The organism is Neisseria sp. P0024.S006 (genome assembly GCF_051956595.1).
In the GTDB taxonomy this organism is placed as follows: domain Bacteria; phylum Pseudomonadota; class Gammaproteobacteria; order Burkholderiales; family Neisseriaceae; genus Neisseria.
In genome coordinates this window covers 322044-335170 of the sequence record NZ_JBQCXH010000001.1, presented here as the reverse complement: position 1 = coordinate 335170, position 13127 = coordinate 322044, and the positions used below count along the sequence as shown (strand labels likewise).

Here is a 13127-nt window from a genome sequence, read left to right as displayed (position 1 = left end):
AAGGGCTTCAGACGGCCTGCTGCCGGGGATACGTTATTGATCGACGAATGCGCGCTCAATCAGGTAGTCGCCGCGGACACCGGTTTTTGGAGAAACGGTCAGGCCGAATTCGTCCAAGACGTTGCAGGTGTCTTTCAACATAGCAGGGCTGCCGCACAACATGGCGCGGTCGTCTTGCGGATTGATTTTAGGCAGGCCAATGTCTTCGAAGAGTTTGCCGCTGCGCATTAAATCGGTCAGACGGCCTTGGTGTACATATTCTTCGCGTGAAACAATCGGGTAGTAAATCAGTTTTTCTTTAACCAAGTCGCCCAAGTATTCGTGTTCGGGCAATTCTTTGGTGAAGCGGTCGTAGTATGCCAAGTCTTTTTTGTAGCGTACGCCGTGAACCAAGATGATTTTTTCGAATTGCTCGTAAATTTCAGGGTCTTTGGTAATGCTCAAGAAAGGTGCGATGCCGGTACCGGTGCTCAAGAGGTAGAGGTGTTTGCCTGGATTCAGGTCGCCGGCAACCAATGTGCCGGTCGGTTTTTTACTGATGAGGACATCGTCGCCGACTTTAAGGTGTTGCAGGCGGCTAGTCAATGGGCCGTCTTGTACTTTAATACTGAAAAATTCCAGATGCTCTTCCCAGTTGGCAGAAGCCACGCTGTATGCGCGCATCAGCGGTTTGCCGTCAACCATCAGGCCGACCATGACGAACTGGCCGTTTTCAAAGCGCAAAGATTCGTCACGGGTACAGGTGAAAGTGAAGTAAGCGTCGGTCCAGTGGTGTACGGACAAGACTTTCTGGGTGTTGAATGCTGCCATTGATATTTCCTGTCGGATAAGGCCGTCTGAAAAGGATAGGTCGGGACGGCCGAGGTTAATAAAAAGAATTGAATATGGTGTTCAGCTACTTGCTTGCCGGTTTGGCTGATTTTTCGCTGAGGCTGTGCAGGTCGGCATAGCGTCCGCCTGCGCTAATCAATTCATGATGAGTGCCTTGTTCTACGACATTGCCTTCATGCATAACAACGATGTTGTCGGCTTTTTCGATGGTCGAAAGTCGGTGGGCAATCACCAATGTGGTACGGTTTTGCATCAGATTTTCCAATGCGGTTTGCACCAAACGTTCAGATTCATTATCCAATGCGCTGGTGGCTTCGTCCAAAATTAAAATCGGCGCATTTTTCAAAAGCGCACGCGCAATGGCGAGGCGTTGACGTTGGCCGCCGGACAGTTTTAAACCGTTTTCGCCAACTTCAGTGTGCAGGCCTTGCGGCATTTTTTGGATAAATTCCCAAGCATTGGCTGCTTTTGCGGCATTAATAATTTCTTCTTCGCTGAATTTATCAGCTTGTGCATAGGCAATGTTTTCAGCAATCGTACCATTAAACAGGACAACGTTTTGGCTGACGAATGCCATGCGGCTGCGCAGGCTTTCGAGCGTATATTCATTGACGTTGACGCCGCCAATTAAAACCTTGCCTTCATCCGGATTGAGGAAGCGCGGCAACATATTGGCCAAGGTGGTTTTGCCGCAACCCGATGCGCCGACCAATGCAGTCACTTTGCCTTGTGGGACAAGCAGGTTGATGTGGTTCAAGCTGTTGCGTTCGGCTTCAGAATAGCGGTGTACAACATCGCAAAATTCGATATCGCCAGGGTTTGGGCTGAGAATCTGTTTGCCTTCGTTGCTTTCTTCGGGTTGATCCAAAAAGGTGAAGACGCTTTCAGCCGCCGCTAAACCGCGTTGCAGGGACTGCATCACGCCGGTCATGCGTTTGATGGGGTCAAACATCATGATCATGCTGGACAAAAACGACATAAAATCGCCTGCACTGAAGCCGGAAAGCCCTGCTTGGCGTGCGGCTGCATAAATAATCGCAGCCAGTGCAACCGAAGCCATTAATTGGGTAATGCCGGTACCGGCAGAGCTGGCAGAAACCTGTTTTAGCAGGTTGCGGCGCACATCGTCGGCAATACGGTTGAAGCGGCGATTTTCATAATCTTGACCGCCATAGATTTTCACAACGCGTTCACCATTAATGCTTTCGCCCAAGACCTGCATTAGCTGGCCAAGATAAATTTGGTTGTTAGCAGACAGTTTGCGCAGGCGTTTGCTGACTGTTTGGATACATACAGCAACAACTGGCAAGATGATAAAAGTAATCAGGGTCAAACGCCAGTTCAGATAAGTCAGTAAGCCCAATAGGCCGACTACGCTCACGCCGTCTTTAGCAATCACGGTAATGACGTTGAACCCTGCATCGGTAATTTGATTGACGTCGTTCAAGATACGAGACATCAAACGACCGCCGGTATTGCTGCTGAAATACGAAGTCGGCAGGTGCATCATTTTGTTGAACATTTCACCGCGCAAGCGCTGCACCAAGTGGCTGGACAGATAAGTCGTGCAATATTCGTTAATGAAGTTGAACAGGCCGCGAACGAAAAACAGCGCCACAATTGCCAGCGGCAACCATGACATGCTTTTCATGTTTTTATCGACAAAACCTTCATTGATCAAAGGTTTAAGCAAGTAACCGAAAGCCGGCATCGTACCGGCGACAATCAGCATGGCCACTACGGAGACGATAAACATCTTCCAATAGCTTTTTAAATATCCAAGCAAACGCTTGTACAGCTCCCAGTTGGATGTGGCTTGTGTTGTCTGCATATCAATCCAGATTTAGAGCAAACATGCAATTCTAAACGAAAATATCTGTCATTACAATGTTTGCAATTGAAAGTCAAAAGGAGTTGGTATTGTTTTAACGCCTTGATTTTATATTAGGAACGACTGCGGTGTGGTGGGTTTGGCAATAATGTTACCCACTTCTCAAATATCGGTTGTGGCCGTCTGAAAAAGTTTCAGACGGCCTCTTCAGTCGTCAAGGACGGCCGGTTAAGCCAGGGCTTCCTTAATGATGTCTTTCACTGCCGTTGCATTATTAGGGACAACACGGACACGTTGCGGCAGGTTTTCCAAGCCTTCCAATGCGGCCGGACGGGGGATGGAAACTTCGCCGACAGCCTCATGGATGGTGGCTTCAAATTTGGCAGCCAATGCGGTTTCGAGGCAGACAATGGTTTCGCCGGCTTCGCGAACTTCACGCGCTACTTTGACGCCATCGGCTGTATGCGGATCAATCAATTCACGGTCTTGTTCGTAAACCTGTTTGATGGTGGCAAGGCGGTTGGCATGGGTCGATTTGCCGGAAACAAAGCCATATTGTTGATGTACTTTGTTTAAGGCAAATTCCAAATTGAAACCTTTGCCGGAGCCTACTTCAGCCCATAAGGTTTTGATTTCGTCTGCATCGCGGTCCATCAAGTCAAACACAAAACGCTCGAAGTTGGAGGCTTTGGAAATATCCATAGACGGGCTGGAAGTGACGTGGGTATGTTCGCTGTTGCGCGGGCGGTATGCGCCGGTTTTGAAAAATTCGTCCAATACGTCGTTTTCGTTGGTGGCGACAATCAAGCGGTGGATGGGCAAGCCCATTTGGCGGGCGATATGGCCGGCGCAGACATTGCCGAAGTTGCCGCTTGGTACGCAGAAGCTGACTTTTTCGTCATTGCTTGATGTGGCGTTGAAATAACCGGCGAAGTAGTACACGACTTGGGCGACGATACGGCCCCAGTTGATGGAATTGACTGTGCCGATATGATATTTGGCTTTGAATTCGGCATCGTTTTGTACGGCTTTGACGATGTCTTGGCAGTCGTCAAACATGCCTTCAACAGCGATGTTGTGGATGTTGGCATCTTGCAGGCTGAACATTTGTGCGCGTTGGAATGCGCTCATTTTGCCTTCCGGAGACAGCATGAAGACGTTGACGCCTTTTTTACCGCGCAGGGCGTATTCGGCGGCAGAGCCGGTATCTCCGCTGGTGGCACCCAAGATATTGAGTTCTTTGCCTTCTTTATTCAATACATATTCAAACGCATTACCCAAGAATTGCATGGCCATGTCTTTGAATGCCAAAGTCGGGCCGTTGGAAAGGGCTTGGATTTTGATGCCGTCTGAAAGTGTGCGCACCGGCGTGATGGCTTTGGTACCGAATACTTCTTCGGTGTAGGTGCGGTTGATGATGTCGCGTAAATCATCAGCAGGGATGTCGGTGGCAAACAGACTCATGACTTCAAACGCCAGCTCGGGGTAGCTGAGTGTGCGCCATTGGTCTAAAGTAGCACGGTCGATTTGAGGGTATTGCTCAGGCAGCATCAAACCGCCGTCAGGAGCCAAACCCATCAATAAAACTTCGCTAAATTGCTTGCGTGCGGTCGCACCGCGGGTGCTGATGTATTTCATGGTTTCTTCTCTATGTATTTAAAATTCAAATAGAAAGTCAAAACGAATTCAGACGGCCTTGATGTGAAAAAAGGCCGTCTGAACGATTATTTGTAGAGTCGTTTGAAGCAGGCGGTAACCGTTTTTGCGGTAACGGAAGCAATGGCCTGTTCGCGGGTTGCCGGACTCAATACCTGCATCATTTCAGTTGCAGTCAATTGGTTTGGTGCTTCTTCGCTGGCACAGCTACAGATTTTATTTTCCCATTCGGCTTGTTTTTCCGCACTCATGGCCAAAGCAATGACGCGCCATTCGTTACGTTTGTTTAATTCGGTACGGCATTGGCTGTCTACCGCCATTTTCACTACGCTGCTGCCGATACCCGTACCGCTGCCCAAACCGCCGAAAGAGTCGCCGCCGGTAGCGCATGCACCCAATAAGAAAGCTGATGTAACAGCTGCCAAAAGAGCTCTTGAAGTCATGATGTTTCCTGTAAACAAGGCCGTCTGAAACGTCCGAAGAATTCTCAAAATAGTATGTATTATACCGTAATGCGGCCCGATATGTGTGTTTGCGAAACTACCGTATAATGCTAGCGAGTTTTCTTTTCAATCAATCAGCACGAAAGCCGCTATGTCCGACCTTTTTGCACGCCAACCCGAAGCCCCTTTAGCCGAACGCCTGCGCCCGCATTCTTTAGATGATGTCATCGGGCAGCAGCACTTAATCGGCGAGGGTAAACCTTTGCGCGTGGCGGTGGAAGGTGGAAAGCCGCATTCTATGTTGCTGTGGGGGCCGCCGGGTGTAGGCAAAACCACGCTGGCACGGATTTTGGCGCAGAGTTTCAATGCGCAGTTTCTGCCTGTTTCCGCCGTATTTTCAGGTGTGAAAGACATACGCGAGGCCATTGAAAAGGCTGAAATTGCCTTGCAACAAGGGCGAGCGACGATTTTGTTTGTTGACGAGGTACACCGCTTCAACAAAGCGCAACAGGACGCATTTTTGCCTTATGTCGAAAGCGGCTTATTAACCTTTATTGGCGCGACCACGGAAAACCCGTCATTTGAAGTCAATCCGGCATTGCTCAGCAGGGCGCAGGTTTATGTCTTGCAATCCTTGTCTTCAGACGACCTGAAAAAGCTGATTGCCAAAGTATTGGCTTTGCCCGAATACCAAGACTTTACGATTGAAGCGGATGCGCAAGAATTGCTTGTGAATACCGCCGATGGCGATGCACGCAGATTGTTGAACTTGATTGAGCAGCTTTTACGCGCCGCCGATACACGCCGTCTGAAAACCTTAACTGCCGAATTCCTCGCCGATAGTTTGGGTGCGCAAATCCGCCGTTTTGACAAAGGCGGCGAGAGTTTTTACAACCAAATTTCCGCATTGCACAAATCCGTGCGGGGTTCGCATCCAAATGCCGCGCTGTATTGGTTTTGCCGTATGCTCGACGGTGGCACCGACCCGCGCTATCTCGCCCGCCGCATTGTCCGCATGGCATGGGAAGATATCGGCTTGGCCGATCCGCGTGCCTTAACGATTGCCAATGATGCCGCCGTGACTTATGAGCGCTTAGGCTCGCCGGAAGGGGAGCTTGCTTTGGCTCAAGCTGTGTTGTACCTTGCCGCCGCCGCCAAATCAAACGCAGGTTATAAGGCATACAACCAAATGCGCCGTTTCGTCAAAGAAAACGCCAGCGACGAAGTGCCCGTCCACCTGCGCAATGCGCCGACCAAGTTGATGAAAGAATTGGGTTACGGACGCGAATACCGCCATGCCCACGACGAACCAAACGCCTACGCCGCCGGCGAAAGCTATATGCCCGACGGCTTGGACGAACCCAACTTCTACCAACCCGTCCCTCGCGGATTGGAAATCAAAATTGGCGAAAAGCTGAGATGGCTGAAATCTTTGGATGAAGATGCTTTAGATGATTGAAGCGATAAATATACATAATATTAATCACAGAATAAATTAAATTTTTCAGACGGCCTTTGATGTCTGAATGTTTCCAACCTATACCACATATAATTTTTCATGAATATTCTCGAAGCCTTACTATTATTGTGCCTGCTGATTGTCATTAGCGCGTTTGTGTCCTGCTCCGAACTTGCGCTGGCTTCGGCGCGCAAAATCAAATTGCAGGTCATGGCTAAAGACGGCGGCGATACGCGCGCGCTCGACGTGCTCAATATGCAGCAGCAACCGGGCAGTTTTATTACCGTCGTCCAAATCGGTTTGAACGCCGTCGCCATTCTTGCCGGTATTGTCGGCGAGGCAGCAGTGCGCCCCTATTTTGACGGCTTGTTGGCAAATGCGGGCAGTTGGGGCGGTACGGCTGCGTCGCTGCTGACATTTACGTTGGTAACAGGCAGCTTTATCCTGATTGCCGACCTGATGCCCAAGCGCGTGGCGATGACCCACCCTGAAGCGGTGGCGGTACGCATTGTACGGCCGATGATGTTTTTAATTTTTATCTTAAAGCCGTTTATTTTGATTTTTGACGGATTGGCAAACGCAATATTCAAGCTCTTCAAAGTTTCCACCGTCCGTCAGGAGCAACTGACTTCGGAAGATATTTACGCCGTCGTTGATGCCGGTGCGCAGGCTGGTGTGTTGAAAGAACAAGAACACTATCTGATTGAAAACATTTTCGATATGCAGGAGCGTAAGGTAACTTCCACCATGAGCACGCGCGAATACATTGTCTATTTTGATAAAAACGACAACAGCGATACCGTGTTGGAAATGATGTCCGACAAACCGCACAACAAATTCCTCGTATGCGACGGCGATTTGGAGCGCGTCATCGGCTACATCGAATCGCATACGCTGCTGACCTTGTTTTTAAAAGAAAAAGATGTCCGCTTGACCGACAAGCGCGTGTTGCGCAAAGCCTTGTTCATCCCCGACACGCTGTCGCTTTACGATGTCTTGGAAACCTTCAAAACTTCCGGCGAAGATTTTGCCGTGGTGGTAAACGAATATGCGCTGGTGGTCGGCGTGGTAACGCTGAAAGACGTGATGAGTATCGTCATGGGCGAGCTGGTCAATACCGAAGAAGAGCCGCAAATCATCCGCCGCACCGAAGACACCTGGCTGGTGGACGGCGCGACCCCGCTCGCCGACGTGATGCGCGCGCTGGATATTGAAGAGTTTCCCGATTCGGAAAACTACGAAACCATCGCCGGCTTTATGATGTATTCCCTGCGCAAAATCCCGAAGCGCACGGATTTTCTGGTTTATGCCGGTTATAAGTTTGAAATCATCGATACTGAAAATTTGAAAATTGACCAGCTTTTGGTTTCAAAACAAGGAAATATGGTGGGGAAAATGTAACGGGTTGCTGGGAATACATGACAAGAAAATTAAAAAATAAATAAAAAGGAAAAAATATTATGACGACTAACGAACCTCAAAAATACGCCCGCAGCCTGCATGCGCCCATCAGCCTCGGCACAACCTCTGACGACCGCTTTATGCCGCGTGGCTTCCTTTCATATTTTGCCGAGCTGCCGAAGTTGGTTTTAACCGAAAAATTAGATGGACAAAACAACTGCTTTGCCGCACACGGCCTCTATGCCCGTAGTCATACTGCACCTACCCAGCATCCGTGGGATAAACCTTTGCTGCAACGATGGCAGCAAATCAAAGATGATTTGGGCGATCTCGAACTTTTTGGCGAGAATATGTACGGCATTCATTCGATTGCCTATTCTCAACTGGAAAGCTATTTTTATCTATTCGCCGTCCGCCGTGGCGGACATTGGCTTTCATGGGAAGAGGTTAAATTTTATGCGCAGCTGTTTGATTTTCCAACTGTGCCAGAAATTCCCATTTTGCAGCCGCTTGCAGATTTCACTCAAAAATACGCCAATGAAGATACTGCTTTAGCGCAATGGCTGGCTGTTAATTTGGGAGAACCGTGGACGGAGAGCGTACAAACTGCCGGCAAACTTGGCGGCTACGATCCGAATACAGGAGCAGCATGCAGCGAAGGTTTCGTTATCCGTAACTCCGCTGATTTTGCCACCAACAACGGCAACCTATCTGTTCAATCCAATGAATTCGACAACCTTTTCAAATTGGTACGAGCCAAACACGTTAAAACCGATGTTCATTGGACGAAAACTTGGAAGCCTGCTCGTCTTATCGACTACGACAAATACCATTGGCAAAGCTGGCAGTTTCAGACGGCCTGAAGTCCAATTATCCAATAATAAGAAAGACAATTATGTGGACATTCCCATATTACATACCCGGCCAACTTCCTGATTGGCAAGCCTTAGAACGTCGTTTCAGCTGGTTTGCCGATATGAAAAACGTTCCCCAAGATCCTGAATGGCATGCCGAAGGCGATGTATTTACGCATACCATAATGGTGTGCGAAGCCCTTTTGAAACTGCCCGAGTTTCAAGCACTCGGCGAGCAGGAGCAACACATCTTGTTTGCAGCCGCTATGCTGCACGACGTAGAAAAACGCAGTACGACCAAGTGTGAAATTGAAAACGGCAAAGAACGTATCGTTTCGCCGCATCACGCAAAAAAAGGCGAGCATACCGCCCGTACTTTACTGTATACCGAACTTGCTGCTCCGTTTGCCGTAAGAGAAGCCATCGCCAAACTCGTGCGCCTGCACGGACTGCCTTTATGGGCAATTAACAAGCCTAATCCTGAGCGAGCCGTCATAGCGGCCAGTTTGCAGGTTAACACTGCGTATCTTGCTATGCTTGCTAAAGCCGATGTTTTAGGCCGTATATGTTGCGACCAACAGGATATTTTGCTGCGCATTGATTTGTTTCGTGAACTCTGTGAAGAAAATGCTTGTTGGGGCAAGGCACGTACGTTCGCTAGCGACTACGGACGCTATCTCTATCTTAACGGCCGTAGCAAAATGCCGGATTATCAGCCATTTGATGATCGGACCTTTGATGTGTACGCCATGTGCGCCATAGCAGGTAGCGGCAAAGACAGTTACATCAGGCAACATCTTGCCCATCTGCCCATGCTGTCGCTGGATGAGATTCGCCGTGAGCGCAAACTTGATCCAGCAGATTCCAAACATACCGCCGAAGCCGTGCGTTTGGGTAAGGAGCAGGCAAAAGAATACCTACGCGCCCGTACGTCATTTGTCTTCAATGCGACCAATCTTAACCGCGACCTGCGCAGCAAATGGCTGCCGATGTTTGCCGATTACGGCGCACGCGTGCATCTCATTTATTTGGAAGTGCCTTACACGCAATTACTATCGCAAAACCGTAACCGCGAACATTCTGTGCCGAATGATGTGTTGCACCGCATGATAGAAAAGCTGGAAATCCCTGATTACAGTGAAGCGCATACAGTGGATTTTGTGGTTTCTTCTTAATAGGTAAGAACCTTGTAATCAGGCCGTCTGAAACAATCCAATGTTTCAGACGGCCTTTTCATGAAATTAAAAATTGCTAGAGCTAAGACAGAGGTCTTTATTCGCAATTTAAGCCTTTTGTTTTTTCGGCAAATGTATCCATGGCAATTTGGCACATGCGCTCACGTTGGCCTACGTCGGCGGCGGGCAGGATTTGGCGCAGGTATTTTGTGTTATCGCGTTGGAACGATGCTTTATCGCCTGCTTTTTGGTAACACGCATCTGCGCGGGTAAAGTATTGCTGGCAGATTTTCGGCAATTCTTCAAAGGACAAGGGTTTGCTTTTGTGCATGCCGTGTGCGGAGACGGAGAGGGAGGAAAGGGCGCACAGCGCGATGATTAAGGTTTGGGAAATGGTTTTCATGGTCAGCCTATTTATTGAAGTGGTGTTTAAATCAATTGTTCGCCCCAATGCAGCTTTTGGCGCAGGGTTTTGAAGTATTGGTAATCGGTGGGATGGAGGACGCGCAAGGGATTGTGATAGCGGCGGATGATGATGCGGTCGAAGTTTTGCACGTCGATATGGGATTGTCCGTCAAAATGTGCGCGTGCGTCGCCGCTTTTGGTAATGAGGATTTCAATCACGCTGGTGTCAGGGATGGCAATCGGGCGGTTGGTCATGGATTGCGGGCAGATGGGCACGAGTGTGAAGGCGTGCAGACCGGCCTGCATGATGGGGCCGCCGGCGGCAAGCGCGTAAGCAGTCGAACCTGTCGGCGTGGAAATAATCAGGCCGTCCGAACGTTGGGTATAGACAAATTCTTGATTGATAAAGACTTCAAATTCAATCATTTGGCCTGCGCCGCCACGAGACAGTACGGTGTCGTTGAGGGCGAGGGCGCGTTCGATGGTTTCGCCGTCACGAATAATGCTGGCTTCGATGAGGATGCGTTCTTCGGGCAGATATTTGCCTTCCAGTACGGGGCGGATGCCTTCAACCATGGTGTCGCGTGAGATTTGGGTGAGAAAGCCCAAATGGCCTTGATTGATGCCGATGATGGGGACGGCGCGTGGGGCGACTTCGCGGGCGGCGGAGAGGAAGGTACCGTCGCCACCGAGCACAATGACGAGGTCGCAGTATTTGCCCAGCTGGGCTTTGTTGACGGTTTCGCAGTAGGCGGAATCTTGGATATAGACGCAGTGTTCTTCTACGCTCAATTCATCCAGATAGATGGTGAAGCCGTTTTCGCGCAGAAAAGAAACCAATGTGTGGACGGTATCTTGAATTTCGGGCGTATTGGGACGCGTAACGATGCCGATGTTTTTAAATGGGCTTTTCATGTAATAGGCCGTCTGAAATTAAGTATTTAATCTATCCAGATATCGCGCTCGAGGCGGTCGAGGCGTTCGTTTAGGCGGGCAACGTCGTCACGCAGTTTGTCCACTTCTTCCAGCCATGCGGCAAGCGTGGCTTGGTCGATAACAGGGGATTCGGGTTCGCGTGAAAAGTCGCTGATTTGCTCGGCAATGCTTTTGCCGATTTTTTTCATGGTGCGGCCGATGTCGCCGGCACGCGAGCTGATGTTTTCTGCGGCCACATGACCGAATACACGCGCCAAATCTTCGCTCGGATAATAGCGCAGTCCACCCAAAATAGGAAGGACGGACATGCCCAATACTAAGTCGCCTTCGAGGCTGATGTCGCCCACGCCAGGCTGACCTCCTTGGAGGATTTTTTGGATGGCGCTGTTGTGGAATGTGATGTTGGTGTCGGCGGTGTCGTTTGCGGTTTCAAGAAAACCTTGTTCGCTGATGCGTCCGGTCAGTCTGAAACCGGTCAGGCTGATGCAGATGATGCTGCCTGCAAATTCAGACAGCTCGCGCTGTTGCTCTGGATTTTGCTGTATCAGGTGGTTGATAAGGGGAAATAGGGCGGACATGGTTTACTCTAAATGCCGTCTGAAACGGATTAATGGGTTGAGTCGCAATTTTACAGGCTTAGCCCGTCTGCGCAAACGGTATTTACAATTTTGCCGTTGCTTTTGTCATCAATGATGAAATCTGGAGCCGGCAGGCCGAGTTTGGCCGCTTCGGCGGTATAAAATTCGGCCCGGCTTGGGTGGTGGGGTTCGACAATATTGCGGATACGCTTGCCGTCAGCTTGGCAGGCCGTCTGAAAAAGGACTTGGACGGCAAGATCCTTATGAAGAATATTAACGGGTTGATTGCCGCCTTGAATGCGTGTTTTTTGAACCAGCTTGGTAACGGGATGACGGTCGGCAGAATAAAGTCCACCCAGTCGCAGTATGTCGATATGGGGTACGGCACTTTCAAGCAAGGCTTGCTCGATTGTGAGGATTTGACGGGCGGATTCGGTTTGCGGATCGGGCGGCGTGGTTTCATCGCATATGCGTGCTTGGTCGCCATACACGCTGGTGCTGCTGGCAAAGATGATGTGTTGTACCTTAGATTGCTCGGCAAGTTGAATCCATTTTTTCAGGGTATTGGCGTAATGGTTTAATGATGAAGGCGGAAGCAGGCAGAACCATGTCGGCTTGTTGATATGGTTTTGCCACAATGCCGAACTGTGAAAAATATCATCTTGATTCAAATCGATGATGTCGAGTTCAATCGGCAGATTGATGTCGTCGGAGGTCAGGTTGCGTTTGATGGCGGCTACCTGACTGCCTTGTTCATAACATTTTTGCGCCAGCGGTAGGCCGAGATAACCTAAGCCGAGAATGGAAATATCGGGAAGGTGCATAAATAAAGCATCCGAAAATTAACAGGCCGTCTGAAAATCGCTTTAACTTGGTTAAAGCCACGTTTTCAGACGGCCTTTGTATGGAAAAATTAATGGTTGCTGCCGATTTTTTGGTCGAATTCGGCACGGTGTTCCGGCAGCAGGTAAGGGCGCAACAGGCTGAGTGTGCGGCTGATGCCCCGTACTTTGGAATCTTCGGTCAACTTGGCGCGGCCGCGCAGGGAGCTGTCAAAGTCGAACCAGTATTTCGTTACCATCCACATATTGACGGCAAGGTCGTTCATGGCGGTTTGGTCTGCGCTGATGATGTTCAGGCCGTTGAGCTGGGTCAGCAGGTTGACCAATAGCGGGGAAACTTTGGCTTGGGTAAAGGTATTGTGTTCGCCCAATAATTCGGCACTGCGGGCAAGCAGGGTGTTCACATCGCTGAAGAGGAAACGGTATTCCCACATCACATCATAAATACCGGCCATGTAGTTGATGGAGTCTTCCACATTAGACGGCAACACGGCCTCGTTAAGGTAGACAAGCAGGGCCTCGCTGTAACGTTTGAACAATTGAACGATGATTTCGTCTTTGTTGCGGAAATGGTAGTAGAGGTTGCCCGGGCTGATGCCCAAATGGGCGGCAATGTGGTTGGTGCTGATATTGCGCTCGCCTTCTTCGTTGAACAAGGCGAGGCTGGCATTGATGATTCGTGTGTAAGTGTTGACTTTAGCAATGCGCGGCATGGG

The 13127-nt window shown here is 49.7% G+C and carries 13 protein-coding genes; 4 read left to right on the top strand and 9 right to left on the bottom strand.

The genetic code is table 11. The features are described from left to right. Positions 1-33: 33 nt before the first annotated feature. The 4 genes from ACTHUF_RS01670 to ACTHUF_RS01655 all read right to left on the bottom strand — a co-directional run bounded on the left by ACTHUF_RS01670 (position 34) and on the right by ACTHUF_RS01655 (position 4761). The gene (locus ACTHUF_RS01670) at positions 34-810 is read right to left on the bottom strand and encodes a ferredoxin--NADP reductase (protein WP_101755163.1); all 777 of its coding nucleotides are present in this window, start codon (positions 808-810) and stop codon (positions 34-36) included. A gap of 85 nt (positions 811-895) precedes the next feature. After that, entirely contained in the window at positions 896-2662 is a 1767-nt protein-coding gene (gene msbA / locus ACTHUF_RS01665) for a lipid A export permease/ATP-binding protein MsbA (protein WP_440406831.1), read from the bottom strand. 228 nt (positions 2663-2890) lie between these two features. Continuing rightward, positions 2891-4300, bottom strand: coding sequence for a threonine synthase (thrC, locus tag ACTHUF_RS01660; protein WP_070608769.1), 1410 nt, complete (start codon positions 4298-4300; stop codon positions 2891-2893). A gap of 86 nt (positions 4301-4386) precedes the next feature. Beyond that, positions 4387-4761 carry a hypothetical protein gene (locus ACTHUF_RS01655; protein WP_315094390.1) on the bottom strand — a complete coding sequence of 125 codons (375 nt, stop codon included), beginning with the start codon at positions 4759-4761 and terminating at the stop codon, positions 4387-4389. A 151-nt stretch (positions 4762-4912) separates the two neighbouring features. Between ACTHUF_RS01655 and ACTHUF_RS01650 the strand changes: the two genes are divergently transcribed. From ACTHUF_RS01650 to ACTHUF_RS01635, 4 genes are all read left to right on the top strand, one after another. Next, positions 4913-6220, top strand: coding sequence for a replication-associated recombination protein A (locus tag ACTHUF_RS01650; RefSeq protein ID WP_440406829.1), 1308 nt, complete (start codon positions 4913-4915; stop codon positions 6218-6220). Positions 6221-6319: 99 nt separating this feature from the next. Continuing rightward, entirely contained in the window at positions 6320-7621 is a 1302-nt protein-coding gene (locus ACTHUF_RS01645) for a hemolysin family protein (protein ID WP_440406827.1), read from the top strand. Between the two features lie 59 nt (positions 7622-7680). Then, on the top strand, positions 7681-8484 hold the full coding sequence (locus ACTHUF_RS01640) for an RNA ligase family protein (RefSeq protein ID WP_315094395.1): 804 nt from the start codon (positions 7681-7683) through the stop codon (positions 8482-8484). Positions 8485-8516: 32 nt separating this feature from the next. Continuing rightward, positions 8517-9650 (top strand): AAA family ATPase, encoded by a 1134-nt coding sequence (locus ACTHUF_RS01635; protein ID WP_315094397.1) that lies wholly within the window; start codon positions 8517-8519, stop codon positions 9648-9650. A 97-nt stretch (positions 9651-9747) separates the two neighbouring features. On the opposite strand, the gene ACTHUF_RS01630 is transcribed toward ACTHUF_RS01635, so the two are convergent. From ACTHUF_RS01630 to ACTHUF_RS01610, 5 genes are all read right to left on the bottom strand, one after another. After that, on the bottom strand, positions 9748-10053 hold the full coding sequence (locus ACTHUF_RS01630) for a hypothetical protein (RefSeq protein WP_003746349.1): 306 nt from the start codon (positions 10051-10053) through the stop codon (positions 9748-9750). A gap of 26 nt (positions 10054-10079) precedes the next feature. Continuing rightward, positions 10080-10970 carry an NAD(+) kinase gene (locus ACTHUF_RS01625; RefSeq protein WP_049322157.1) on the bottom strand — a complete coding sequence of 297 codons (891 nt, stop codon included), beginning with the start codon at positions 10968-10970 and terminating at the stop codon, positions 10080-10082. A 26-nt stretch (positions 10971-10996) separates the two neighbouring features. Further along, positions 10997-11569, bottom strand: a complete 573-nt coding sequence (locus tag ACTHUF_RS01620) for a ubiquinone biosynthesis accessory factor UbiJ (protein WP_440406824.1) — start codon at positions 11567-11569, stop codon at positions 10997-10999. 50 nt (positions 11570-11619) lie between these two features. Next, a complete protein-coding gene (locus ACTHUF_RS01615; protein ID WP_440406822.1) occupies positions 11620-12393 on the bottom strand; it encodes an NAD-dependent epimerase/dehydratase family protein in 774 nt (257 codons plus the stop codon). An 89-nt stretch (positions 12394-12482) separates the two neighbouring features. Further along, a complete protein-coding gene (locus ACTHUF_RS01610) occupies positions 12483-13124 on the bottom strand; it encodes a TetR/AcrR family transcriptional regulator (RefSeq protein ID WP_004519965.1) in 642 nt (213 codons plus the stop codon). Positions 13125-13127 lie beyond the last annotated feature (3 nt).